This window comes from Bacillus halotolerans (genome assembly GCF_004006435.1).
In the GTDB taxonomy this organism is placed as follows: domain Bacteria; phylum Bacillota; class Bacilli; order Bacillales; family Bacillaceae; genus Bacillus; species Bacillus halotolerans.
Genome location: NZ_CP029364.1, coordinates 1744469 through 1770833, shown reverse-complemented (window position 1 = coordinate 1770833; position 26365 = coordinate 1744469). Strand labels below are relative to the sequence as shown.

Annotated in this window: 24 protein-coding genes; 17 read left to right on the top strand and 7 right to left on the bottom strand. The window is 46.0% G+C overall.

Going from position 1 to position 26365, the window contains the following annotated elements; genetic code table 11:
• The first annotated feature begins 90 nt into the window (after positions 1 to 90).
• The 7 genes from pssA (at position 91) to trhO (ending at position 5847) form a co-directional block, all read left to right on the top strand.
• Positions 91 to 624, top strand: a complete 534-nt coding sequence (gene pssA, locus DIC78_RS08880; protein ID WP_095714500.1) for a CDP-diacylglycerol--serine O-phosphatidyltransferase — start codon at positions 91 to 93, stop codon at positions 622 to 624.
• Positions 615 to 1103, top strand: coding sequence for a DedA family protein (locus DIC78_RS08875; protein ID WP_024120066.1), 489 nt, complete (start codon positions 615 to 617; stop codon positions 1101 to 1103). Before pssA ends, DIC78_RS08875 begins: the two co-directional genes overlap by 10 nt.
• Complete coding sequence (locus tag DIC78_RS08870; protein WP_127696095.1) at positions 1096 to 1887, top strand: phosphatidylserine decarboxylase; 792 nt, start codon at positions 1096 to 1098, stop codon at positions 1885 to 1887. Before DIC78_RS08875 ends, DIC78_RS08870 begins: the two co-directional genes overlap by 8 nt.
• A gap of 57 nt (positions 1888 to 1944) precedes the next feature.
• Positions 1945 to 2220, top strand: a complete 276-nt coding sequence (locus DIC78_RS08865) for a hypothetical protein (RefSeq protein WP_024120068.1) — start codon at positions 1945 to 1947, stop codon at positions 2218 to 2220.
• Between the two features lie 130 nt (positions 2221 to 2350).
• On the top strand, positions 2351 to 3670 hold the full coding sequence (locus DIC78_RS08860) for an erythromycin esterase family protein (protein ID WP_400153655.1): 1320 nt from the start codon (positions 2351 to 2353) through the stop codon (positions 3668 to 3670).
• Positions 3671 to 3784: 114 nt separating this feature from the next.
• Positions 3785 to 4666 (top strand): helix-turn-helix domain-containing protein, encoded by an 882-nt coding sequence (locus DIC78_RS08850; protein WP_127696091.1) that lies wholly within the window; start codon positions 3785 to 3787, stop codon positions 4664 to 4666.
• A gap of 212 nt (positions 4667 to 4878) precedes the next feature.
• Positions 4879 to 5847: an oxygen-dependent tRNA uridine(34) hydroxylase TrhO gene (gene trhO / locus DIC78_RS08845; RefSeq protein ID WP_024120071.1), complete on the top strand. Its 969-nt coding sequence runs from the start codon at positions 4879 to 4881 to the stop codon at positions 5845 to 5847.
• A 40-nt stretch (positions 5848 to 5887) separates the two neighbouring features.
• Here trhO and gltP read toward each other — a convergent pair whose 3' ends face one another.
• From gltP to nagB, 3 genes are all read right to left on the bottom strand, one after another.
• Positions 5888 to 7132 carry a glutamate-aspartate/proton symporter GltP gene (gltP, locus tag DIC78_RS08840; RefSeq protein ID WP_024120072.1) on the bottom strand — a complete coding sequence of 415 codons (1245 nt, stop codon included), beginning with the start codon at positions 7130 to 7132 and terminating at the stop codon, positions 5888 to 5890.
• A 139-nt stretch (positions 7133 to 7271) separates the two neighbouring features.
• On the bottom strand, positions 7272 to 9167 hold the full coding sequence (gene ptsG / locus DIC78_RS08835) for a glucose-specific PTS transporter subunit IIBC (RefSeq protein WP_127696089.1): 1896 nt from the start codon (positions 9165 to 9167) through the stop codon (positions 7272 to 7274).
• A gap of 21 nt (positions 9168 to 9188) precedes the next feature.
• The gene (nagB, locus tag DIC78_RS08830; protein WP_095714494.1) at positions 9189 to 9929 is read right to left on the bottom strand and encodes a glucosamine-6-phosphate deaminase; all 741 of its coding nucleotides are present in this window, start codon (positions 9927 to 9929) and stop codon (positions 9189 to 9191) included.
• Positions 9930 to 10146: 217 nt separating this feature from the next.
• On the opposite strand from nagB, the gene gamR reads away from it, so the two are divergent.
• The 3 genes from gamR (at position 10147) to DIC78_RS08815 (ending at position 12493) form a co-directional block, all read left to right on the top strand.
• The gene (gene gamR / locus DIC78_RS08825) at positions 10147 to 10854 is read left to right on the top strand and encodes a transcriptional regulator GamR (RefSeq protein WP_044162108.1); all 708 of its coding nucleotides are present in this window, start codon (positions 10147 to 10149) and stop codon (positions 10852 to 10854) included.
• A gap of 61 nt (positions 10855 to 10915) precedes the next feature.
• The gene (locus DIC78_RS08820; RefSeq protein ID WP_024120076.1) at positions 10916 to 11191 is read left to right on the top strand and encodes a DUF1648 domain-containing protein; all 276 of its coding nucleotides are present in this window, start codon (positions 10916 to 10918) and stop codon (positions 11189 to 11191) included.
• A 234-nt stretch (positions 11192 to 11425) separates the two neighbouring features.
• The gene (locus tag DIC78_RS08815) at positions 11426 to 12493 is read left to right on the top strand and encodes a branched-chain amino acid aminotransferase (protein WP_024120077.1); all 1068 of its coding nucleotides are present in this window, start codon (positions 11426 to 11428) and stop codon (positions 12491 to 12493) included.
• A gap of 35 nt (positions 12494 to 12528) precedes the next feature.
• Here DIC78_RS08815 and mmuP read toward each other — a convergent pair whose 3' ends face one another.
• The 4 genes from mmuP to DIC78_RS08795 all read right to left on the bottom strand — a co-directional run bounded on the left by mmuP (position 12529) and on the right by DIC78_RS08795 (position 17580).
• On the bottom strand, positions 12529 to 13941 hold the full coding sequence (gene mmuP / locus DIC78_RS08810) for an S-methylmethionine permease (protein ID WP_106021188.1): 1413 nt from the start codon (positions 13939 to 13941) through the stop codon (positions 12529 to 12531).
• A gap of 122 nt (positions 13942 to 14063) precedes the next feature.
• Positions 14064 to 15011, bottom strand: coding sequence for a homocysteine S-methyltransferase (gene mmuM / locus DIC78_RS08805; protein ID WP_127696087.1), 948 nt, complete (start codon positions 15009 to 15011; stop codon positions 14064 to 14066).
• 127 nt (positions 15012 to 15138) lie between these two features.
• Entirely contained in the window at positions 15139 to 16575 is a 1437-nt protein-coding gene (locus DIC78_RS08800) for an alanine/glycine:cation symporter family protein (RefSeq protein WP_106021190.1), read from the bottom strand.
• A gap of 21 nt (positions 16576 to 16596) precedes the next feature.
• On the bottom strand, positions 16597 to 17580 hold the full coding sequence (locus DIC78_RS08795; protein WP_127696085.1) for a glutaminase: 984 nt from the start codon (positions 17578 to 17580) through the stop codon (positions 16597 to 16599).
• A 302-nt stretch (positions 17581 to 17882) separates the two neighbouring features.
• Between DIC78_RS08795 and glnK the strand changes: the two genes are divergently transcribed.
• From glnK to DIC78_RS08755, 7 genes are all read left to right on the top strand, one after another.
• Positions 17883 to 19115, top strand: a complete 1233-nt coding sequence (gene glnK / locus DIC78_RS08790) for a two-component system sensor histidine kinase GlnK (protein WP_101865339.1) — start codon at positions 17883 to 17885, stop codon at positions 19113 to 19115.
• Positions 19116 to 19124: 9 nt separating this feature from the next.
• Positions 19125 to 20069 (top strand): glutamine utilization two-component system response regulator GlnL, encoded by a 945-nt coding sequence (glnL, locus tag DIC78_RS08785; RefSeq protein WP_024120083.1) that lies wholly within the window; start codon positions 19125 to 19127, stop codon positions 20067 to 20069.
• A gap of 213 nt (positions 20070 to 20282) precedes the next feature.
• On the top strand, positions 20283 to 21209 hold the full coding sequence (gene kdgD / locus DIC78_RS08775; RefSeq protein ID WP_095714492.1) for a 5-dehydro-4-deoxyglucarate dehydratase: 927 nt from the start codon (positions 20283 to 20285) through the stop codon (positions 21207 to 21209).
• Positions 21210 to 21241: 32 nt separating this feature from the next.
• Positions 21242 to 22708 carry an alpha-ketoglutaric semialdehyde dehydrogenase GucD gene (gucD, locus tag DIC78_RS08770; RefSeq protein ID WP_127696083.1) on the top strand — a complete coding sequence of 489 codons (1467 nt, stop codon included), beginning with the start codon at positions 21242 to 21244 and terminating at the stop codon, positions 22706 to 22708.
• Between the two features lie 86 nt (positions 22709 to 22794).
• Positions 22795 to 24162, top strand: coding sequence for a glucarate transporter GudP (gene gudP / locus DIC78_RS08765; protein ID WP_105991809.1), 1368 nt, complete (start codon positions 22795 to 22797; stop codon positions 24160 to 24162).
• A 36-nt stretch (positions 24163 to 24198) separates the two neighbouring features.
• Positions 24199 to 25566, top strand: coding sequence for a glucarate dehydratase (gudD, locus tag DIC78_RS08760; RefSeq protein ID WP_127696081.1), 1368 nt, complete (start codon positions 24199 to 24201; stop codon positions 25564 to 25566).
• Positions 25567 to 25635: 69 nt separating this feature from the next.
• Positions 25636 to 26337, top strand: coding sequence for a FadR/GntR family transcriptional regulator (locus tag DIC78_RS08755; protein WP_044162091.1), 702 nt, complete (start codon positions 25636 to 25638; stop codon positions 26335 to 26337).
• The last annotated feature ends 28 nt before the right edge of the window (positions 26338 to 26365 follow it).

The following is a 26365-nucleotide window of genomic DNA, read 5'->3' as shown; positions in this document are numbered from 1 at the left end:
TTTAATAGAGAGATTTTTCCTGTAACGCTGATTCGATATACAACGTCGTGTTGATATAAGGTTTTTTTCAATTGGAGGTTTGGTTACACTGTGAATTATATACCCAGTATGATTACGATAGGAAACTTTATTTGCGGGCTTTTGGCGGTTCATTCCTTAATATTTCACAACATCCATTCAGCAGTGATTTTCATTTTTACCGGCATGTTTCTCGATTTCTTCGATGGAATGGCTGCTCGTAAGCTGAATGCTGTATCGGATATGGGGAAAGAACTGGATTCATTTGCGGATCTGGTTACATTTGGTGTGGCGCCATCCATGCTCGCCTACAGTGTCGCTTTATATGCCTTGCCGTTTATCGGGATACTATGCGCGCTGGCTTACAGTATTTGCGGAATGCTTCGGCTCTCTAAATTTAATGTTGAACAAAGCAAGCTTCCGACGTTTATCGGAATGCCGATTCCATTTGCGGCAATGTGTCTCGTCATTTTATGCTTTGTGAATAACCCGATTCTGCTGGCGCTCGGCACATGCGGGCTGTCTTATTTAATGGTGAGCAAAGTGAAATTTCCTCATTTTAAAAAACACGCAGCAGAAAATCTGGAGTCCGAAAGATGGAATTAGTGCAGCAGCTGATAGCGGATTATGGTTATCTCGCTATTTTTTTAATGCTTGTTCTTGGAATTATTGGATTGCCGATACCCGACGAAGTCATGATGACAATCGTCGGTTATTTTACGCATATTGATGTGCTGAATTATGAGCTTGCCATTTTTATCAGCTTTGTCGGAGCCCTGTTAGGGATGATGATCAGCTACATGATCGGCAGAAAGGCCGGGCGTCCGTTTATCGATAAGTATGGCAAATGGGTCGGTTTGAAAGAAAAGAGAATGCTGAAAGTAGAAAAATGGATGAAGAAATACGGACCGTATTCTCTTATATTAGGTTATTTTATTCCAGGCGTCCGGCATGTGACGTGTTACTTTTCGGGAATCGGCAAAATGGAGCTGAAAACGTATATCGCGTACGCGGCGATCGGCGCCTTTTTGTGGTGCTTTATTTTTATTACAATCGGAAGGGTTATAGGGATTATTCATGTTTAATACGGCTGTAAAGATTCTGTACCGATCATTGATAGAACTGACAAACCATCGATTATCATCCTGCCTGATCAAAGGATTTTGCGAATCGAAAATCAGTAAGCCGGTCATTCCGCTCTTCTCTAAACACTTTCAGATTAACTGGAATGATGTAGACGGAACGGCCGCTGACTACGGTTCGCTTTCCGAATTGTTTATTCGGAATATTAATTTGGAGCGGCGCCCTGTTTCAAAAGAGGCGCATGCTGTGGTCAGCCCCGTTGACGGTGTCGTTCAGACGATAGGGACTATCAATCATAATCAAACCTTTACGGTAAAGGGAAAAGACTACTCATTTGCTGAATTGACCGGCTGTAAAAGCGCTGATCATCAATACAACGGTGGATATTTCGTCGTGCTGTACTTAAGCCCGCGGCATTACCACCGTTTTCATTCCCCGATCAGCTGCACATATCAAAAGCTGGCAGAACTCGGGAACCGTTCATACCCGGTGAATCAGTTAGGATTAAAATACGGAAAAGATGTACTGTCGAAAAATTACCGAGTTGTTTATGAGTTGAATAGCGGCAATCGAAACGTGCTGATGATTCCTGTCGGCGCGATGAATATTAACTCCATCGTGCAGACCAGCACAGGTGATCAATTGAAGATCTGCGAGGAGCTGGGGTACTTTTCATTTGGTTCAACCGTCATTTTGATCTTTGAAAAAGACGCGTTCCGGCCGTCTGCTGATGTAACAGAAGGCCAAGAAGTCCAAGTCGGGCAACTGATAGGTTATGGAGAGTAAAGAAGAGGAGCTCGCAAATGGAAGCGGCGCCTCTTTTTTTGAAGAAAGGTGAGAGTGATGGAAAAACAAATCGTCAGCTGGATCACACATTATCAGCAAACCGGAGATGGAGCGGCTCTTCACAAGGTGCAGGAAGCGTGCTGGCCGATTGTGGAAACAGTTCTGCAAGAGGCGGCAACTGATGCAGAGCAAGTGAACGATTTGCGCCAAAAAGGATTGGAGCGGTTTCCATTCATCATCAGCAAATACCAATCGGATGTGCAGCTTCCGGTTGAAACGTTTTTGAGAAATACGTATCGGTTTTATTTTCATCAGGCAATGAAAGGCTCTTAAAAAAATGGCTTCTATCAGCAGAAGCTTTTTTTTTTATAACTAAAAAGGAAACTTTTTCTATAACCATCTCGTAACCACTAGAGAACCTAGCAGAAAAGGAGAGATAGAATTGAAACATAAGTTAGTAAAAATGACTTTGCCGCTGCTGATCGTCTGTCTGGCGTTTTCTTCTTTTGCGGCGCCCGCCCGTGCTGCTTCTGAAGAAAAACATTGGGATCGCTGGATTGAACGGAATGCCCATCCGCTGGATTCTTCCGATGCTTCAAACAAAGATCTTCGATTTCTGAAGAAAGTGCTGAAAGGAAAACGAATCGTCCAGTTAGGAGAAACCACACATGGCTCAGGTGAGATGAATGCAACAAAGGTCCGCATGATCAAATACCTCCACGAAGAACTGGGATATGATGTACTGGCCTTTGAGTCTGGCTTTCCCGAAGCAAATGCATCCTACCTTCACATGGATCAATTAACCCCGAAGAGCATGATGAAACAATCCATTTACCCCGTATGGCACACAGAAGATGTGGTTGAACTGTTTGATTATATGAAAGAGCAAAAAGAGAAAGGTGATCCGCTTATTCTCACTGGATTTGATATTCAAAGCCTGAAGAATTCATTCGACGGTGCTGCGAATCAATGGATAAAGGCGGTGGACCCTGAAAAAGCCGAGCTGCTTTCCCAATCAGAAAATGATTTTTTCAGCTTAGTGTCAAACAGCAAAACGATGGAAGAATTTACGCAAAAGAAAGAAGCGCTTGTGACAAACTACAGGGAGCTTATCAAGTTCGCTGACACACATGCTTCAACGCTAAAAGCGCACCTTCCGAAAGAGCCGAAAGCTTATGAGATCTTTGTGCATTCCCTTCAGCTGAGAATTGACGTAATGGAAACATACATGCTGGAAGAAATGAAAGAAAAGCTAATGGATTATCCGGAGAATATGGAGGATTTTTCATTCTTTATGAGAGACCGCATGATGGCTGAACAATTTCAGTGGGTTGCAGAAACGCTTTATCCAAAAAAGAAGATTATCGTCTGGGGGCACAATTACCATCTTCGCAAACAGAATACCAAAATGATAAAGGACTGGGTACAGCTAAACGGACCTAACATGGGTGATTATTTGCCTGAGCGGCTGAAAAAACAGACCTATACCATTGGAATCTATGCGTACTCTGGAGCCAGTCTGGATAGCTCCGATAATAAGACCGTTAATCCGGTAACAAGCCCGCCGCCGGCTGGAAGTCTTGAAGACTTGCTGAAAGCTGCGAACCATCCATCGGTCTTTGTTGATTTTCTCCATACCAAAAAAAGCAAAGGAACTTCTTGGATGTATACGCCGCGTACAGCGCTGTATTGGGGTTTCAAGGAGGAGCAAATGATATTGAAGGAACAATATGACGGTGTGATTTGGCTGGAGCATATAACGCCTTCTGTTATTATAAAGTGAGGAAAGAAAATCCCCTGTGTAAACACACAGGGGATTTTTACATATCGCAAAAATAATCAAAACATTTAAGGCGGGATCTTTTATTCTGAAACAGAAAGGAGATTAAAGTGTTCCATGTATTATGAAAAAGCTGTTCAGCAAACCATTGATTGGCTTGAATCACATTTGCATGAGCCGATATCTGGCAAGGATATTGTAAACGTATCAGGCTTTTCTAAATTTCATTTTCATTGGATTTTTCAAAAAGAAGTAGGCATGTCGGTTGCCTCTTATATACGTTTAAGACGCCTTGCGAATGCGGCAGCTGCTTTGCTTTATACAGATGTTCGCATTATCGACATTGCCTTGCATTATCAGTTTGAATCTCAAGAGGCGTTTACTCGGGCATTTAAAAAAATGTATCACATGCCGCCGGGAGCATATCGAACATTTATGAAACGTTTTACTGCAAAAAAGGAGGAATCTTGGATGGAGAAAAAAATGAAGGGCTGGGTATTAAGCGGTAGTCATCCATTTCAATTTGAAATAGGGGTTGATCGAGAAAATGTGCATCAGGGCAAGGCGTCGGGGTATTTAAAATCAACAATGGTGCAGGACATCGGGGAATTTGCGACGATGATGCAGCAATTTAAGGCGGACCGTTATCTCGGGAAAAGATTGCGTCTATCATGTTTTATCAAAACAAAAGGCGTAAAGCATTTCGCATCGCTTTGGATGCGGGTTGACAGTGCGGCTGAAGATGTTCTTCAATTTGATAATATGAGCAACAGGCCAATTACAGGAACAACCAATTGGAATCATTACGCTGTTGTTTTGGATGTTCCTGAAAATAGTGCTGTCATTTCATTCGGCGTTCAGTTATCGGGATCAGGCCAAGTGTGGATGGATCATGTTGTTTTTGAAGAGGTAGATGAGAGCGTTCCTTCAACAAATCTTGAAATGCCGGGAGAGCTTTTAGATGAGCCTGTTAATTTATCGTTTGAGGAAGAATTATAAGTATAGTTATCTGAAAAATACATGTGATTTTATTAGTAAATGAATGGAAAATACTATTGTTTTCCTCAAACCCGCTCGCCTCCTGGGTTTGTAAGAGTTTGGATATTTTTATCAGTCTGGGCGGATGTGTTCATCTTTGAGATGTTTTCCTGTATGATATAGTAAGAGTGTGCATAACAACTAACTATATCATTGAACAGGGTGTTTATATCATGGAAAAACAATACAGAGTATTACTTTACTATAAATATGTTCCGATTGAAGAGCCGGAGGTGTTTAGAGAGCAGCATCTGGCTTTTTGTAAGGAGCTTGGTTTGTTAGGCCGTATTCTTGTATCAGCTGAAGGAATTAACGGTACGGTATCAGGTACGTTTGAGCAGACTGAACAATATATGCAAGCGATGAAAGCTGATCCTCGTTTTGCGGATATGGTGTTCAAGATTGATGAAGAAGAAAATCATGCGTTCAAGAAAATGTTCGTCCGTCATAAAAAAGAGCTTGTGACGCTTCGCCTTGAGGATGATGTGGATCCAAATGAAACAACAGGAAAGCATTTGAAGCCTAAAGAATTCTTTGAAAAGATGCAGGATCCTGATACAGTCGTCCTTGATGCGCGTAATGATTATGAATATGATCTCGGCCATTTTAGAGGAGCTGTCCGTCCTGACATCGAGGCGTTCCGTGAATTGCCAGAGTGGATCGAAGAAAATAAAGAGATGCTTGAAGGCAAAAAGATTTTGACATACTGCACGGGCGGCGTGCGCTGTGAAAAATTCTCAGGCTGGCTGATGAAACAAGGCTTTGAAGATGTATCACAGCTTGACGGCGGAATCGTCACATACGGAAAAGATCCTGAGGTGCAAGGAAAGCTTTGGGACGGCCAATGCTACGTATTCGATGAAAGAATCAGCGTGCCGGTCAACCGTGTCGAGCATGTCATTGTCGGAAAAGACTACTTTACAGGTGAACCGTGTGAACGGTATGTCAACTGTGCAAATCCATCATGCAATAAGAAAATCATATGCACACCGGAAAATGAATACAAATATATGCGCAGCTGCAGCCACGAATGCCGCACGAACCCAAGAAACTTATATGTACAAGAACACAATATGACTGCGGAAGAAGTTAGCGCCAGACTTGCAGCGATTGAAAAAGAAGAGCACGCTGCTGCTGAATAATATGGAAAGAACACCTCTCATGCAGAGAGGTGTTCTTTTTTTACATGCTTTCCGTTTGTCCGTTTGCGGCGGCCCATTCTTTTTGGCGGAAGGCCTTTTCCCATTTAGAAACCACGATGCAGGCGACCGCGTGTCCCGGTACATTAACACCTGTTCGGGCCATATCCATGATGCGGTCCACGCCTGCAATAATGGCGACGCCTTCGGCAGGCAGCCCCACAGCGTTTGCAGTCGCCAAAAGAACGACAAGGGAGCCCGACGGAACAGCGGCGATGCCTTTGCTGGTCATGACAAGCACAAGCATCATGAGAAGCTGCTGTGACAGCGTCATGTCTACATTGAAGGCCTGTGCCAAGAAAATACAGGAAACCGATAAGTATAGGCTTGATCCGTCACAATTCAGCGATAAGCCGGAGGGAACGACAAATGATACCACCCGTTTCGGACAGCCGTATTTCTCCATTCGATCCATAAGCTGAGGAAGAACGGTTTCGGTGCTGGTTGTGGAAAACGCAATCAGAAACAGATCCCATATCATTTTCAGCACTTCAAAATACTTAATGTGAAAGATGAGACCAACAAGCGGAAAGAGGACAAAGAGGATCAGAAACAGACCAAGAAAAACAGTACCGACCAATTTAAACATGGGGAGGAGGAGCTCGATGCCATATTGGCCTACAGAGGCGGCCATCAGGGCAAGCACGCCGATAGGAGCGGTCACCATGACGATTTGCGTCAGTTTAAACATAATCTGAGCGACCGATTCAAAAAAATTCATCACTGGTTCAGAGGCTTTGCCGATGCCAGCGGCGGCAACACCGAATAAAATCGCAAAGAAAATGACAGCGAGTAAATCGTTTCTGGCCATGACATCAATAATGTTTGTCGGGATAATATCGAGGATCATTTGTTTGATATCCACGACTTTCTCTGTATAGCCCGAAAGTTCATGAATATCTTTTTTCGCTAAGTGAGAAAGATCCAGCCCGACGCCCGGTTTTAAGACATTTGCCAATAAAAGTCCCAGGCCCAGCACCAAAGTGGTGATCACTTCAAACCAGATAATGGTCTTTACGCCGAGGCTGCCCATCTTTTTCATACTTCCGCTTCCAGCAGCTCCGATGACAATGGTAGAAAATACAATCGGCACGACAATCATTTTAATCAAGCGGATAAATCCGTCACCGACAGGCCTGAGCGCCATTCCGAAATCAGGAAAAAAGTGGCCGATTACTGCGCCGATAGCCAATGCGATTAAAATTTGAAACGCGATAAATTTTTTCAAATGAATCCCCCTTTAGAATGATATGATGAGGCTTATTCATACCATTCGTGAATCAAATGCAAACCCCTTTTTTAAAAATTTATTTTGATAGCGCTTTCATTATGTTGGATAAAAAGTCCCCCGCGTCAGGGGGACTTTTTTACTTCATGTTCATACGGTTCATTTGTTCCTCAGATACATTTGTGAAAATAATAGGCGTTATGGCGGAAGCGGCATGCTGTTTAATGTAATTGAGATCAAAGGTTAGAAGCAGTTCGCCTTGTTTGACGGTTTGGCCGCTCGTGACATGAGCTTCAAAGCCTTCTCCCTTCAGCTTCACCGTATCAATGCCGACATGAATCAACATTTCCGTGCCGCCAGCGCTTGTAAAGCCAATGGCGTGCTTTGTCGGAAATATCGATACAATCTCGCCGTCAGCGGGGGCAACGACTTTTCCTTCTGTTGGATCAATCGCGAAACCCTCACCCATCATTTTTTCTGAAAATACTTGGTCAGGCACGTCGGATAGGGAGAGTTTTTCTCCTTGTACCGGATATATAAAAGACTCTTCGGCAGGAGGCTCCTGCTGGGTCTCGGCTTCAGCATCAAGCGCCGCGGCGGCAGCCGGGACACCTCCAGCTATAATCGTTTTGATATCATCTTTTAAAGCATCTGACTTTGTGCCGAAAATCGCTTGGAAGTTGTTGTTCACTTCTAACACACCTACCGCCCCAAGCTGCTTTAGTTCGTCTTTGTTTACTTGGCTTGGCTGATGAACGGTGACACGCAGCCTTGTAATACATGCGTCGAGGTTGGCGATATTTTGCTGGCCGCCCAGCGCCTGCAATACGTGGAAGGCGAGCTGGTCTTTTGAAACAGGAGATTTGGCTTCACTTTGATCATCTTCATCTGCTTCACGGCCGGGTGTTTTCAGATTCCATTTCAAAATCGCATAACGGAACAAATAGTAATAAATGAAGGCGAAGACGATCCCGACAGGAATGACGACCCAGCCGTTTGTCGAAAGCCCGTAATTCAGCACATAGTCAATGCCGCCGCCGGAGAAGGTGTAGCCGTGACGGACATGGAATAGATCACACACGACAAAGATGATGCCGGCAAGAATAGAGTTTATTAAATAAAGCACAGGCGCGACGAACAAGAAAGCAAATTCAACTGGCTCTGTAATTCCAGTGAGCATAGACGTAAGCGCTGCTGAAATCATGACGCCGGAAATCATTTTCTTTTTTTCGGGCCGCGCGGTATGGATGATGGCAAGCGCGATTGCCGGCAGACAGAAAATCATGTAAGGGAAATCGCCCATCATAAAACGTCCCGCAGTCGGGTCTCCGGCGAAAAACCTTGTCAGATCGCCGGTTACGGTATTGCCTGTCGATGGATCTGTGTATTCGCCCATCATAAAATAGAAAGGTGTATAAAAAATATGATGCAGTCCAAAAGGAATCAGTAAGCGATAGATTGTTGCATAAAAGAACAGGCCGACCGTTGAATCGGCAATTAAGCTGCTGGCGGCGTTAATTCCGTTTTGAATTAGCGGCCAAACAAATGAGAAAATAACGCCGATGACCAATGAACTGACCGAAGTAATAATCGGGACAAACCGTTTTCCTGAGAAAAATCCAAGGACGGGGTGCAGCTCTATTGATGAAAAACGCTTGTACAGATATGCGGCAAGCAGCCCGATGATAATGCCGCCGAATACCCCCATATCAATCAGATGCTCGGCCCCTTCATAAGGAGGCTGAAGGCCGAGTAGTTTTCCCATGTTATCCAGGGTGACGGTTAAAATCAAGTATCCGATGACAGCGGCAAGTCCGGCTACTCCTTCGCCGCCAGCTAAACCAATCGCGACACCTACGGCAAAAATCAGCGGCAGGTTATCGAATACAACGCCGCCCGCATCCTTTATAATAGGAATGTTAAGTAAATCCTTGTCACCGAAACGGAGCAGCAGACCGGCTGCCGGCAGGACGGCAACCGGAGTCATCAAAGCGCGGCCGAGCTGTTGCAGAATTTGAAATGCCTTTTTAAACATAACAGTCTCCTTCTATTTGTTTTATAAGTTCTTCAGTTTTTGAGCTGCTTTTTGATCGGCAATAACGGTTACATGATTGTGTTTTTGAAGAATCGAGGCCGGTACGTCCGGCGTCACAGGCCCTTCAGCCATTTTTCGGATCGCGTCCGCTTTTTCCTCGCCATTTGCTAATAACACAATGTGTTTACTGAATTCCATGATCGTTTTTATGCCCATTGAAACAGCAAGCCTCGGCACAAGTACAGGATCGCCGCCGAAAAATCTGGCATTTGCCTGTATCGTGCTTTCAGACAGCCTGACGATTCGTGTCCGGTCCTCAAAATCAGAGCCGGGTTCATTAAAACCAATATGGCCATTCGAGCCGATGCCAAGGATTTGCACATCAATGCCTCCCGCCTGGCGGATAAGTTCCTCATACACTTTGCACTCAGCCTCAAGCTGGGGATTGTCTCCTTGCGGGATATGAATATGGTCAGGCTGAACATTGATATGCTGAAAAAGATGCTCGTGCATAAATTTGTTATAACTTTGTGGATGAGATGGAGACAGGCCTGCGTATTCATCCAAATTAAATGTTATAACCTTTGAAAAATCAATTTCGCCTGCCTGATAGTCTGAAATGAGCTGTTTGTATAAGCCGATCGGCGTGCTGCCGGTAGCCAGACCAAGAACGGCATCTTTCTTTGCCTGTACATATTCCTTAATCATGTTAGCGCTTAACTTACAGAGATCTTCATAATGATCAGCAACGATGATCTTCATCTGACACCCCCTCAATGAAATAGACAAGCATCATATTTGTTATGATCAATTTATGATATTTGTCATTACGAATTTAGCACCATCGCCATAAAATTGTCAACGTTATTTTCTGAAAATTTGTTACAAAAGGAAGTACAAATCTTTCAAAATAGGAATGCAGATGGTATTATGGTTTCATTCAAAAAGATCGGTTTACATACAGAATGGGGAGGATGAAATGGCAGCTTTATATTCTGTTATCAAATTTAAAATCATTGAATTAATCAAGTCGGGCAAATATCAGGCGAATGATCAGCTGCCGACAGAGAGCGAGTTTTGCGAGCAATATGATGTCAGCAGAACAACTGTAAGGCTGGCTTTGCAGCAGCTTGAGCTTGAAGGATATATTCAGAGAATCCAAGGAAAAGGAACATTTGTATCGGCAGCTAAAATCCAAACGCCGATTCCGCATAAGATTACGAGTTTTGCAGAACAGATGAGGGGGCTGCGTTCTGAGTCAAAAGTGCTTGAACTTGTGGTGATCCCTGCCGATCATTCCATAGCCGAGCTGCTGAAAATGAAAGAGAATGAGCCTGTTAACAAGCTTGTCAGAGTCAGGTACGCCGAGGGTGAACCTTTGCAGTACCATACCTCATATATACCTTGGAAAGCGGCACCGGGATTAGCGCAGGAAGAGTGCACCGGATCTCTGTTTGAATTATTAAGAACAAAATACAATATCGAAATCAGCAGGGGGACGGAATCGATCGAACCGATTTTAACGGATGAAACGATCAGCGGGCACCTGTTAACCAATGTTGGAGCGCCTGCATTTTTATCGGAATCCCTCACCTATGACAAAAATGAAGAAGTAGTAGAATATGCACAAATTATTACACGAGGAGACCGAACGAAATTCACCGTAGAACAGTCATATCAATCGTAAAGCAATGGGAGATAAAGAAAACGCTTTATTGTTTTAGGAAGTGATGAGGAGGACTGGTTCTATGTTTCTATTGATGAATGAGAAAGTAGTGTGGGGGTCTGTCATTGCGGCTGTCATACTCTCTATGGTGTTTTATCCTTTTCTTCCGGCAGATATGCCGATTCATTATGATGTAACGAACAGCCCGGATTTGACGGTCAACAAGCTGGCTGGAACAGCTATTTTGCCGGCCTTGATGATTGTTTTTGCATTGGCGCGGAAGGTCAACTGGCAGTTAGGGATCGCGGTTTATATTCTGCTGATTGGTCATGCCGTCATTTTGTTTTTAGCAGTTTAACGAAAACAGCCGGAAAAATCTCTGGCTGTTTTTTCTTTAACTTCACCTTCATCTTACACTAAATGTAGTGTATAATAGCCGAAGACGATAAAGAATATTCTGACATTTATATTTGAGCCCTCTTATATCAAATGAGAACGGAAAACCGCCTGTAAAAAAGAAAGGCATTACCGATTTGCAGCTCAAAATTGACAGAAAATTTAAACAAATTCATCTAGAAAGGTGTGCTTATCAGTGAACAAGCTTATTGAACGAGAGAAAATCACATCAAAGAAGGAAAAACCAGACCCTTCATCCTTAGGGTTCGGCAAATACTTTACAGATTATATGTTTGTGATGGATTATGAGGAGGAAAAGGGCTGGCATCGTCCAAGACTTACTCCTTATGCACCGATTATGCTCGATCCGTCCTCTTCTGTTTTCCATTACGGCCAGGCTGTTTTTGAAGGTTTGAAAGCATACAGAACTGAAGATGGCAGGGTGCTGCTGTTCAGGCCGGAGCAAAATATTAAAAGGCTGAACAGATCATGTCAGCGAATGAGTATGCCTCCTGTAGACGAAGAGCTGGTGCTGGAGGCACTGACGCAATTGGTCGAGCTGGAAAAAGAGTGGGTTCCGAGGGAAAAGGGAACGTCGCTGTATATTCGTCCGTTTGTTATTGCCACTGAACCGAGTCTCGGTGTAAAGGCGTCAAAAAACTATACATTTATGATCGTGCTTTCGCCTGTCGGCTCTTACTATGGCGATCAGCTGCAGCCGATTAACATCTATGTGGAAGATGAGTTTGTGCGGGCAGTTAATGGCGGAGTCGGAAATGCCAAGACGTCAGGAAATTACGCGGCGAGTCTTCAGGCGCAGCAGAAGGCGAATGAATTAGGCTATGATCAGGTGCTATGGCTGGATGCCATTGAAAAGAAATACGCGGAAGAAGTAGGGAGCATGAATATCTTTTTCGTCATAAATGGAGAAGTTGTGACTCCTGCATTAAGCGGAAGCATTTTGAGCGGGATTACACGAGCTTCTGCTATTGAGCTGATCAGAAGCTGGGGCATCCCGGTCCGGGAAGAAAAGATATCGATCGATGATATTTATGCAGCCTCCGCACGAGGGGAATTGACAGAGGTATTCGGCACAGGTACGGCTGCGGTTGTTACGCCTGTCGGCGAACTCAATATTCATGGAAGAACGGTGATTGTGAACGACAGGCAAATAGGAGAAATCTCAAAAAAGCTGTATCAAACGATAACTGACATTCAGCTTGGAAAAGTGAAAGACCCGTTTCATTGGACAGTGGAAGTATGAGGATAGAAAAAGAACCTGCCTTGGGGCAGGTTCTTTTATTTTGAATGGGTCATATCAGCGGCCGGACGGCTTTTGCGTTTTTTCGCGTAATACACCGCATAGCAGATGGCCATAAACGGCACACCGCAATATAACGCGATTCTTTGATTTGGATCAAAGGCAATGCCAATTACGGATGCCAGACATAAAAGAAATGCGGCAATCGGCACAAATGGGTACCAAGGCGTTCGGTATTTCAAATCCGTGACCTTGTTTCCCGCTTCCAGATAACGTTTTCTGAACATGAATTGAGAAGCGGCGATGCCCATCCAAACGACAACGACGGCAAAGCCGGAAATCGACACGAGTATAACGTACACCGTGTCTGGCGCAAATACGCTGGACAGTAATGACAGGATGCCGCCAATCATGCTGAACACCAGCGCGTTTAGCGGGATTCCCTTTGATGTCAGCTTTGCAAATGTTGGGTGAAGCGTCTGTTCTTTTGACAGTGACCAAAGCATACGGGACGAAGCGTAAAGTCCGGAATTAGCGGCTGACAGGATGGCTGTCAGAATGACAAAGTTCATGATGTCAGCTGCGTATGGTACACCGACTCTGTCAAAGACTGCAACGAATGGGCTTTTGATAACGCCCGCTTCTTGAATCGGAATCAGCCCTGAGAGTACAAAAATGGTTCCGATAAAAAAGAGTGAGAGGCGCCAGACCGTTGTTTTAATCGCTTTTGGTATGGTCTTGTCGGGATCGACGCTTTCACCCGCGGCAATTCCGATCAGCTCAGTTCCCGAGAAGGCAAAGTTGACAGACAGCATGGTCATGAAAATGGGGACAAATCCATTCGGAAAGAGCCCGCCTTCCGCTGTGAAGTTTGACAGCATCGGAGCAGCGCCCCCGTCTTTGATCGGGATGATGCCGAACATAGCGGCGCCGCCTAAAAGAATAAATAATACAATGGCTAATACTTTAATGCTGGAAAACCAAAACTCTGATTCAGCGAAAAACTTGACTGAAAACGCGTTGAGCAAGAAAATCAACAAAGCAAAAACGGCGCTCCACATCCAAACAGACGTATCGGGGAACCAGCGCTGCATTAGCAGGCCTGCCGCTGTGAACTCAGATCCCAATGCAACGGCCCATGTGAGCCAGTACAGCCAGGCGACCGTAAAACCTGTGCCCGGCCCTATGTATGTTGCTGCATAGGTATGAAACGCGCCTGTCACTGGCATGGCTACAGACAATTCGCCAAGGCACAGCATGACCAAATAGACAATTCCCGCGCCGACTAAGTACGCAAGGATGGTTCCGGCAGGGCCTGCTTGCTGTATGGTATAGCCTGAACTTAAGAACAGACCGGTTCCGATGACGCCTCCTAATGAAAGCATAAAGAGGTGTCTGCTTTTCATACTTCTCTGAAAGTTTGTCTCATTCTTGTTGTGAGCGGATTTCATCTTTTTCCAACTTTCTATACGGCGATTTGATGGCTTCCTAATAAAAAATCTCATGTCAGCGGGTGACACGAGATTCCGGCAAGCCGGCTTTTAGGTTAGAATATACAAACTATTCCGATAAGTCAAGTGGTTTTTAAAGTCCGGGCCCAGCCGGCGATTTCTTTAATATCCTCCGGTTTTGTCCGGCAGCAGCCGCCAATCAGCTTTGCTCCGTTTTCATACCAGATGCGGGCGCTTTGTCCGTAAGGCTCGCCGCATGCTGCGCCGTTCCACGTTTTGGTGTCCGGATCATACTGTTCGCCTGAATTCGGATAGACGATAATCGGTTTAGAAGTGTTCTTCTTTAGCTCAGCAATCAATGAAGGGATATGCTGAAGCGGAGTGCAGTTGATCCCGACCGCCGCCGCTTGGCTGTGCTGATCAAGCCATGACGCGCATTCAGCGGCAGGGGTTCCGTCACTGATATGCAGACCGTCTTTCGCGCTGAAGCTGAACCATGCATATGTTTCAGGAAATTCCTTCAGCAGACGGACAATTGCTTTTGCCTCAGTAAGACATGGAATCGTTTCACATGCCAAAACATCCGCACCGGCGTCAATCAGGGCTTTCATACGGGGGCGGTGAAATTCAGCCAGCTCATCCTCAGAGATTCCGTAGTTTCCGCGATACTCAGAGCCATCCGCAAGATAGGCGCCATACGGGCCGACAGAGGCCGCAACGATCGGTTTTGGCCGATTCAAACGGTTTTCTTTCTGTGCCCAAAATTCATCACGGGCTTCGGCCGCGATGCTGACGGACATCTGGATAAGCCGGCGGGCTTCCGCTTCGCTGAGCCCGCGTGCGGCAAAGCCTTCAAACGTAGACTGATAGCTGGCGGTGATCGCACAGTCGGCGCCTGCCGCAAAATAATCAGTATGAACTTGTTTAATCAGGTCTGGCTGCTCCATCAGAATTTTTGCCGACCAGAGACTGTCATTCAAGTCGCAGCCTTTGCGTTCAAGCTCGGTTGCCATCGCGCCGTCTAACACGATAAGCGGGTATGTATCTAATAGATGCTGAATTGGATTCATAGGCTGTTCCGTTCCTTCTTTCTGATTTTTTGAAAAGATATGAAAATGGTAAAGGACGTCTTGATGTTTGTCAATCAACCGAAAGATAAAAGGTGTTCAGATTCCATTGATCTGAACACCTTCTGCGTTATGATATTTGTTTGTTATGAGGATCAGCAGATGTTTCTGAAAGCTCCCAGCATTCAATCCGCTCATGATCTTTTATGACATTTTTATAAAAAACGGGATCTTTGCCCGCTTTTTTCTGCCGGGTGTAGTCCTTGAGAGCCGCAAAAACCACCTTCGACAATAAGAAAATGGCGATTAAGTTGACGACGACCATCAAGCCCATAAACAAATCGGCCAAATCCCATACAAGTTGCACCTTGGCTACACAGCCAAACACGATCATTGCAAGCACGCCGATGCGGTAAACGAAGATCAGTTTTTTGCTTTTGTTCAAAAAGCCGATATTGGTTTCGCCATAATAATAGTTGCCGATCAAGGCACAGAATCCAAATAAGAGGATCAGGATGGCGAGAAAGCCTGACGCCCATGGTCCGATATGGGAGCTGAGAGAGGCTTGAGTTAATGCGATTCCGCTCAGTCCCGGTGTATGATAGGCGTCTGAAAACAGGATGATAAAGGCCGTGCTTGTACAAATGACCAGCGTATCAGTAAGCACACCAAATGCCTGGATCAGCCCTTGTTTTACAGGATGGCTTGTCGTCGCGGTGGCAGCGGCATTCGGTGCGCTTCCCATTCCCGCTTCGTTTGAAAAAATCCCCCGTCTGACACCTTGCATTAAAGCCGCTCCCAAAGCGCCGCCGGCCGCCTGGTCAAATCCAAACGCGTTTTTGACAATAAGCGCAAAAACGGCAGGCAGCTGGGTGATGTTTGTGAGAATCACGAAAAAAGCGACTCCGATATACAGGACAGCCAAAACAACAACAATATATTCAGCCAGTTTTGCGATGCGTTTGACTCCGCCAAAGATAATCGTTCCAAACACAGCAATTAAAATGAGTCCAAGTGTCAGGCGGTTTGTGCCGAACGCGTTTTCAAACGCGAGACTGACCGTATTTGATTGAACCGAGTTAAAGACGATACCGAACGACAGCGTGATTAAAACGGCGAACAAGGCGCCCATCCATCTTTTGTTCAGTCCTTTTTCCATATAATAAGCAGGACCGCCGCGGAAGCCGTTTGCATCTTTCACCTTATAAATTTGAGCCAGTGTACTTTCGACAAAGCTTGACGCTGACCCGATAATGGCAATAATCCACATCCAGAAAATCGCACCGGGCCCGCCCAGCGCAATCGCAATGGCAATACCCGTAATGTTTCCGGTGCCGACACGGGCTGCCATGCTGATACAAAATGCTTGAAACGGAGAGATGCTGTTTTTCGACCGGGATGCAGCGCCTTCCTTTAATACCCTGACCATTTCCTTCAGCATGCGAACCTGCAAAAATTTGAGCCTGAACGTAAAATAGATTCCCAAAGAAAGAAGCAATACAATTAATAGCTTTGACCACAAAAAATCATTAGCGAAACCGACGATATGTTCCAGGAATTGCTGCATACAATCACCTCGTTTTTTATTTTAAAAAATGCTGAGTTCCCACTCCTGCGCGATGTGCTTCAGCAGCATGCCGCCAGTCAGGCTGTTGCCGTATTCATCAATGGCAGGCCCGTAAATGCCGATGCCGCATCCGTTTTGGAAAGGCTGCTCTCTTCTGGCGCTTGGAGGAACCAGCGCCATGATGCCGCCGGAGACACCGCTTTTGGCCGGTACCCCGACAAACGCCGCATATTTTCCGGAGGCGTTATACATGCCGCATGTCAGCATTAAAGCCTTGGCGAGCTTTGCCACATCCTTTGGAATCACCTGCTGGCGGTGAATCGGGTGATAACCGTCATGAGCAAGGATCAGGCCGATCAATGCAATGTCTTCTGTCGTGCCTTCCATAGCGCATTGCTTCAGGTAAACCTCCAGCGTTTCTTCCACATCGGCTTCTAAAAAGTTTGTCTCTTTTAAGTAGTAAGCCAGTGCTCTGTTACGGTGGGCGGTTTCCCATTCAGACCGGAAAACTTCCTCATGTATTCTGGGCCGTTTCCCTATTAATGTTTCAATGACAGAGTACAGATACTCCAGCCTATCGCGGGCTGTCTCTCCCGGAAGAAGCGAGGCGATTGTAATGGCGCCAGCGTTAATCATAGGGTTAAACGGTTTTCCGGGCTTGTGCATTTCAAGACGGATAATTGAATTAAAGGCGTCACCTGTCGGCTCGACATCGACGCGGTCAAGCACATAGGGAATGCCGCGGCTCATGCACGCAGCGATAAAGCTGATGACTTTTGAAATGCTTTGCAGGGTAAAAGGGACGTTCCAATCGCCGGCATGTATCATTGCTCCATTAGGCTCCAATATACAAATGCCGAGCTGTGAGTCATTAACTTTTCCTAACGCGGGGATATAATTTGCGCTTTGTCCATTGGCGGCAAAGGGGCGGTAATGTTCTACCCATTCATACAGCTGTGACGCCGAATTCTTTTCTTCCGGGCGTTCTTTTATCAGTTCTTTCATCAAATTCCTCCTATCTGTTTTTGCTATTGGGGACTGAGGCGGAGTAAAATCGAAGACAGGCGAGGCGTTAAACGCTTTCAAGAATGCGGAAAGGTATCATAACTGTATAATGGAGACTACAGAATCATACAAAATACGACAAAAATTTTTTGAAAATAAGCCGTTGGTTTTATAAAAAGCTTACATACTGGGTCGAAAGAAATTTGCAGGTTTTTTGTCCTTTCCTCAAAATAAAAAATGAGGATGTGATCATAATCAAACTGGAACGTTTTTTTGAGAAAGACGCATATATAATGGCGCTTATGCTCGTTACTGTGCCGCTTGCAGGCGAACTGAAATTTTATCCCCTCAATGAAGAGTTCCGAATCAGCTTCGGCGCGCCGGCTTTTTTCTTTTTCTTAGTGCTGCTGCGGCATGTGTCCGCTGTATTGCCGGGATTTTTGACTGGAACATCGGTTTTCGTATTTCGTGTTTTATTGGAATTATGGGACGGAAGACACGCAGGGCTGATTCCAATCCTGTATGATCAAGCGTCCGGCTTTTTCTTTTACATGACGTTTGCATGTCTGTTTTATGTGTTGCAGGCGAACCGCTATCGTGATCGGCCGGTAATGCTCGGTTTTTATGGATTTATGATTGAAATTGCTTCCGATAGCGTCGAGCTGGCCGTTCAGTTTCTTATTTTTCATACGGTGGTGACGCCTGAGAAAATAACGGATATCGCGGTCGTTGCGATTTCTCATACATTTATTGTCATCAGCTTTTTTAACGTGCTGAAGCTGTATGAAACGCAGTCCAGAGAAAAGCAGACAAGGCGGCAAAATGAGCACATGCTGATGATTGTGTCGAATTTATATGAAGAAACAGTGCATTTAAAAAAGACGCTGAAAACGACAGAGCACGTGACAAATGAATCCTATCAGCTCTACCGGGAAGTGAAGGGCAAGGACGATCAGCTCGGCGGCAGGATTTTAAGGCTGGCAGGGGAAATTCATGAAGTGAAAAAGGACAACCAGAGGATATATGCCGGGCTTTCGAAACTGATTTCTAATGAAAGTTTTAAAGATTATATGAATGCCTCGGACCTTTTCCGGCTTGTCATTCGAATGAATGAAAAGTACGCTGAATCATTGGGCAAACAGATCAATTTTCATTGTTCAATAGAGGGCGAGCATGACGATTATCATGTATTTATTGTTCTTTCTATCATTAATAATTTGACGGCAAACGCGGTGGAGGCGATGGGGGATGAGGGAACGGTCAGCCTGAGGCTCCGTAAGCCAGATGAGAGTATGATAGAATTTCAGGTGGAAGACAATGGTCCCGGCATTTCGGAGAAAATAGGAGATATTGTGTTTGATCCGGGCTTTACCTCAACGTATGACAAGTTTGGCACGCCCTCAACCGGAATTGGGCTTTCCTACGTCAAGGAAATCGTGACAGAGCTTGAGGGAGACATCAAGTTTCACAACCAGCAGCAAGGAGTGGTCTTTACCATCAGGCTGCCTGCCAGACATTTGATTCAGAAAGGATGAACGGATAATATGCGTTTTTTTATCGCTGATGATGACCGCGCGGTGCGGTCGATTTTAAGGCAGATCATAGAGGATGAGGACCTTGGAGAGGCTGCGGGTGAAGCGGAAGACGGAAGCCAAGTGGAAGGGCATATATTGCAATTTAAGCAGATTGATATTTTGTTAATCGATTTATTAATGCCCGGGCGGGACGGAATTGAGACCATACGCCGGATCAAGGACTCTTATTCCGGGAAAATCGTTATGATCTCACAAGTGGAAGCTAAAGAAATGGTCGGAGAAGCGTATTCTCTCGGCATTGAATATTTTATTCATAAACCAATTAACCGTATTGAAATTGTGACTGTTCTGCAAAAGGTGAAGGAACGAATCGAGCTTGAAAACTCGATCGGAGATATCCAAAACTCTTTAAGCCGGCTGGTCAACCGAACCGAACGGAAAGCACGGTCTCAGTATAAAAATGACAACAGCTTAAAAGAAGCGGGAACATTTTTGCTATCCGAGCTCGGTATGATGGGGGAAGGCGGCGCTCATGATATGATGGCGGTCCTTCAGTATTTAACTGAGCATGAACAATCTGAGCCTTACGAAAAAAATATCCCTTCTTTAAAACAAATCTTCACACAAGTAGCGGAACGAAAGCTTGGAGCTGCGGCATCACAAACGGAAATCAACCGCGAAGTGAAAGCCTCGGAACAGCGAATCCGCAGAGCCATTATTCATTCGCTGGACCATTTTGCCTCATTGGGCACAACTGATTTTTCGAATCCTAAATTCGAAACCTACGCATCAAAATTCTTTGATTTTCCGGTCGTCAGCCAAAAAATGAAAGAAATTCAATCCAAAGAGGCAAAACCCCTCGCACCTGCCAGAGTGAATATGAAAAAATTTATACACGTATTTTTTTTGGAAGCGAAGCTTTTGAACGAAACGATGAAAGAAAGAAGTATGTGAAAAAACAGCCGGCTAGCAGCGGCTGTTTTTTTATGCGGAAAAACGGAGGCTTTCAGCGTTTTTGTGAAAAGTCTGAAAATAAAGTTATTGACTTATTGTTTATTTGTCTTACAATTAAACAAAAGGATATGTTGAAAGGAGAGGATATGCAACCACATGATTTTAAAGCGCTTTCAAATGAGCTGTTTACACAAATGACAGGAGGTTTTGTACATGAGCCGTATAAGAAAAGCACCTGAAGGGATTTTAGGTTTTCCGGTTGCGCCTTTTAATACACAAGGAAAGCTGGAGGAAGAAGCTCTGTTTCAAAATATCGAGTTTTTGCTCGAAGAAGGCTTGGAAGCGATTTTTATCGCCTGCGGGTCAGGGGAATTCCAGTCCCTTAGCCAGAAAGAATACGAAAACATGGTCGAAGTCGCGGTTTCGGCTGCGGGAGGAAAGGTCCCGGTCTATACGGGAGTGGGCGGCAATCTCAGCACCGCGCTTGATTGGGCGCGTATATCGGAGAAAAAAGGCGCTGACGGCTATTTGATCCTTCCTCCGTATTTGGTGCATGGCGAACAGGAGGGGCTGTATCAGTACGCCAAAACGATTATTGAAAGCACAGACTTGAATGCCATTCTATATCAGCGCGACAATGCCGTATTTTCTCTTGAACAGATCAAGCGGCTGACGGAGCTTGAACAGCTTGTTGGTGTGAAAGACGGGGTGGGGAACATGGATTTGAATATCAACCTCGCCTATACAATCGGTGACCGCTTGGGATGGCTTAACGGAATGCCGATGGCTGAAGTGACGATGCCGTCCTACCTGCCAATCGGTTTCCACTCTTATTCTTCAGCCATTTCGAATTATATTCCGCATATTTCTCGGATGTTTTATGAAGCTTTGAAAAACGGAAACAACGATGCAGTGAAGGAGCTCTATCAGCATGTCATTCTGCCGATCAACGACATCCGGAAGCAACGGAAAGGGTACGCGGTGTCCTTGATCAAAGCCGGAATGGAGATTATGGGGATGAATGTGAGAAATACAGCCAGACCGCCTGTCGGGCCGGTTGAAAAAGAACACTATCAGGAATTAGAAGCCATTTTGAAGCAAGCGGCGGATCGTTTCCCGAAGAAGGCCGCGACGGTTTGATAAACATAAAAAGCATGAAAGGGGCAATGGGCATGTCTGTAATCACGGAAAAAAACACATATCTCAATTTTATTAATGGAGAGTGGGTCAAAGCTCAATCAGGCGATATGATCAAATCGGAAAATCCTGCCGATGTGAACGACATCGTCGGCTATGTGCAGAGATCAACGGCTGATGATGTGGACCGGGCCGTCGCCGCCGCTAATGAGGCAAAAACGGGATGGAGAAAGCTGACGGGTGCAGAACGGGGCCAACTGCTGTATAAAACCGCTGATATCATGGAGCAGCGCTTAGAGGACATCGCCGCATGTGCGACGCGTGAAATGGGAAAAACCCTGCCGGAAGCAAAAGGAGAAACCGCTCGCGGCATTGCGATTCTTCGCTATTACGCCGGCGAGGGCATGCGCAAAACAGGCGATGTTATTCCGTCTACTGACAAAGACGCACTGATGTTTACAACTCGTGTCCCGCTTGGTGTCGTCGGCGTGATTTCGCCGTGGAACTTCCCGATAGCGATCCCGATTTGGAAAATGGCGCCGGCACTGGTGTACGGCAATACTGTTGTCATCAAACCCGCAACAGAAACTGCCGTTACATGTGCGAAGATCATCGCTTGTTTTGAAGAAGCGGGATTTCCGGCGGGAGTCATCAATTTGGTGACTGGCCAAGGGTCAGTTGTCGGCCAAGGTATTGCAGAACATGACGGGGTCAATGCCATTACGTTCACGGGTTCGAATCAGGTTGGGAAAATCATCGGGCAAGCCGCTTTAGCGAGAGGCGCCAAATATCAGCTTGAAATGGGCGGGAAAAACCCGGTGATCGTAGCGGATGATGCTGATCTTGAAGCGGCAGCGGAAGCCGTGGTGACAGGCGCTTTCCGTTCAACGGGCCAGAAGTGCACCGCAACGAGCCGTGTCATTGTCCAAAGCGGAATTTACGACCGCTTTAAAGAAAAACTGCTGCAGCGCACAAAGGAGATCACGATCGGAGACAGCTTGAAAGAAAACGTTTGGATGGGACCGATCGCAAGCAAAAATCAGCTTGATAACTGTCTATCGTATATTGAAAAAGGCAAGCAGGAAGGCGCTTCTCTTTTGATCGGAGGAGAAAAGCTGGAGGATGGAAAGTATCAAAACGGATATTATGTGCAGCCTGCCATTTTTGACAACGTGACATCTGACATGACGATTGCCCAGGAGGAAATTTTCGGACCGGTCATCGCTCTGTCAAAGGTGGACACGATGGAGGAGGCTTTAGACATCTCCAATGATGTGAAGTTCGGATTAAGTGCATCTATTTTTACGCAAAACATCGGCCGTATGCTTTCATTCGTTGATGAGATTGAAGCCGGGCTTGTCAGGGTCAACGCGGAAAGCGCAGGGGTTGAGCTTCAGGCGCCATTTGGCGGCATGAAGCAATCAAGCTCCCACTCCCGCGAACAGGGTGAGGCCGCGAAGGACTTCTTCACGGCGATCAAAACCGTATTTGTGAAGCAGTAAAGGTGCTGGAAAGAGGCGCTTGTCTCTTTCCAAGCCTTATCACCAGCCAGCATATGATTCTCTACTTTGACAAAGGAGAAGATATTATGAAAAAAGACCATGCGAATGTTTCGCCGGCGGGCAAAAAAACATCTGTACGCTGGTTCATCGTATTTATGCTGTTTCTTGTGACGTCTATTAACTACGCAGATCGTGCGACGCTTTCGATTACAGGTGATTCCGTCCAGCATGACCTTGGACTGGATTCGGTTGCCATGGGGTATGTTTTTTCTGCATTCGGCTGGGCCTATGTCATCGGACAGCTTCCCGGAGGCTGGCTGCTGGATCGATTTGGATCAAAAACGGTTATTGCGTTAAGCATCTTTTTCTGGTCATTTTTTACGCTGCTGCAAGGGGCGATTGGATTTTTTACCGCTGGCACAGCGATTATCCTGCTGTTTGCGCTGCGCTTTTTAGTCGGGCTTTCTGAGGCGCCTTCATTTCCCGGAAACGGCAGAGTGGTTGCTTCCTGGTTCCCGAGCTCCGAACGCGGTACAGCTTCAGCCTTTTTTAACTCAGCTCAATACTTCGCAATCGTCATTTTTTCTCCTTTAATGGGCTGGCTCACCCACTCTTTTGGCTGGCATTCCGTCTTCGTAGTGATGGGGGCCGCGGGAATCCTACTGGCTTTTATCTGGTTAAAAACGGTATATGAACCGAAAAAACATCCGAAGGTCAACAAAGCCGAGCTTGCGTACATTGAAGAAGGTGGCGGGCTGATTTCAATGGATGACAGTCAAAGCAAGCAGGAAAAAGAATCAAAATGGCCGTATATCAAACAGTTATTAACCAACCGCATGCTGATTGGCGTGTACATCGCGCAATATTGCATTACGACTCTCACCTATTTCTTTCTCACATGGTTTCCGGTATATTTGGTTCAGGCCCGCGGAATGTCCATTCTTGAAGCGGGGTTTGTGGCTTCCCTCCCGGCGCTGTGCGGATTTGCGGGCGGCGTGCTTGGAGGCATCGTGTCTGATTTTTTACTGAAAAAAGGCCGTTCTCTCACCTTCGCGAGAAAAGGACCGATCATTGTCGGCATGCTGCTGTCTTGCAGCATGATTATCTGCAACTATACAGATTCAGCGTGGCTCGTCGTTGTAATCATGTCACTCGCGTTCTTCGGAAAAGGCTTTGGCGCCTTGGGCTGGGCTGTCGTGTCGGACACGTCGCCAAAAGAGTGTGCGGGATTAAGCGGCGGTTTGTTCAACACATTCGGAAACATCGCCTCGATTACGACTCCGATTATTATCGGCTACATCGTGAATGCCACAGGATCTTTTAATGGCGCCCTCGTTTTTGTCGGCGCTAATGCGATTGCAGCAGTCCTCAGCTATTTGCTGCTGGTCGGGCCGATCAAACGAGTCGTACTAAAGAAACAAGAGCAAGACCCCGATCAATCACTACCTGTCTAATACTTATGAAAGCGCTTTATCAAAGGAGGATGACAGATGAGTTCACCAATACAGGAACAGGTTCAAAAAGAAAAAAGATCGAATATTCCATCAATTACTGAAATGAGAGTAATTCCAGTCGCGGGTCATGACAGTATGCTGCTGAATTTAAGCGGCGCCCACAGCCCGTTTTTTACCCGAAATCTTGTCGTCTTAACGGACAGCAGCGGGAATCAGGGTGTCGGCGAGGTGCCGGGCGGGGAAGCGATCCGCCGCACACTGGAGCTTGCAGAGCCGCTTGTTGTCGGAAAATCGATCGGCGCGTACCAGTCGATTTTGCAAACAGTCAGAAAGCAGTTTGGGGACCAGGACAGGGGAGGCCGCGGAATCCAGACATTTGATTTGCGCACTGCGGTGCATGTGGTCACAGCCTTGGAAGCCGCTTTGTTAGATGTGCTCGGCAAATTTCTCAATGAACCGGTTGCGGCTTTGCTTGGAGAAGGACAGCAGCGGGATGAAGTCAAGATGCTCGGTTATCTATTTTACATTGGTGACCGAAAGCGGACGACATTGCCGTATCAAAGCAATCAGCAGTCAGATTGCGAGTGGTTCCGCCTCCGCCATGAGGAAGCGCTGACTCCTGAGGCCGTTGTACGTCTTGCAGAAGCGGCACAAGAGCGCTACGGCTTCCAAGATTTCAAGCTGAAAGGCGGCGTATTGCGGGGCGAGGAAGAAATGGAAGCCGTCACCGCGTTATCAAAACGTTTTCCTGAGGCGAGAATTACCCTTGATCCGAACGGAGCTTGGCCGCTAGAAGAAGCTGTTACATTATGCAGAGGAAAGCATGATGTACTTGCTTATGCCGAAGATCCGTGCGGGGCGGAAAACGGTTATTCCGCACGTGAAGTGATTGCTGAGTTCCGCCGCGCGACAGGCCTGCCGACCGCGACAAATATGATTGCGACTGACTGGCGGGAAATGGGGCACGCGATTCAGCTGCACGCGGTCGATATTCCGCTGGCTGATCCCCATTTCTGGACGATGCAGGGTTCGGTGCGGGTTGCACAGATGTGCCATGATTGGGGGCTGACGTGGGGCTCGCACTCCAATAATCATTTTGACATCTCCCTTGCCATGTTTACCCATGTCGCGGCCGCAGCTCCGGGACGCATCACGGCGATTGATACCCATTGGATCTGGCAGGACGGACAGCGTTTAACCAAACAGCCTTTAGAAATTGCTGATGGCTGTGTGAAGGTGCCTGATAAGCCTGGGCTTGGCATTGAAATTGATATGGAACAAGTGGAAAAAGCGCATGATCTCTATCGAAAAATGAATTTAGGCGCACGGAACGATGCAATCCCTATGCAGTTTCTGATCAGCAATTGGGAGTTTGACCGCAAGCGCCCGTGTCTGGTGCGATAAGTTTTATTCTAAATATTGTCATAACGAACATTTTGTCTTACAATTGAACAACTGAAGGGAGAGTTGTTCGTGTACGAAGGTTTAGAAGATCTGAAGGTGGATACAGTCAATCGGAAAACATTAGCTAAGCAGGTCATTGAACGGATTGTCCATTTACTGTCAAGCGGACAATTAAAGGCCGGAGACAAATTGCCGACAGAAATGGAGCTAATGGATATCTTACATGTCAGCAGACCGGTGCTTCGCGAAGCGCTTAGCTCACTAGAGACGCTGGGCGTTATCACGAGAAAAACCCGCGGCGGCACGTATTTCAATGACAAAATCGGGATGCAGCCTTTTTCCGTCATGCTTGCTTTGGCGACTGATAATCTTCCGGCCATTATTGAAGCGCGGATGGCGTTAGAACTCGGGCTGGTGACGATTGCCGCGGAAAAGATAAATGAAGAAGAGCTTGAGCGTTTACAGAAAACAATCGACGACATCGCCAGCAGCACTGACAACAATTATGGAGAAGCAGATAAAGAATTTCACCGAATTATTGCATTAAGCGCTAATAATCCCGTTGTTGAAGGAATGATTCAATCTTTGCTGATCACACATGCGAAAATCGACAGCCAGATTCCGTACAGGGAAAGGGATGTTACGGTTGAATACCACAAAAAAATCTACGACGCCCTTGCCAAAAGAGATCCTTACCAGGCTCATTACCACATGTATGAGCATTTGAAATTTGTCCGTGACAAAATTTTGAATGGGATAGACGAAACATAATTGTTATGACAGCCGCAGTTTGAAATTG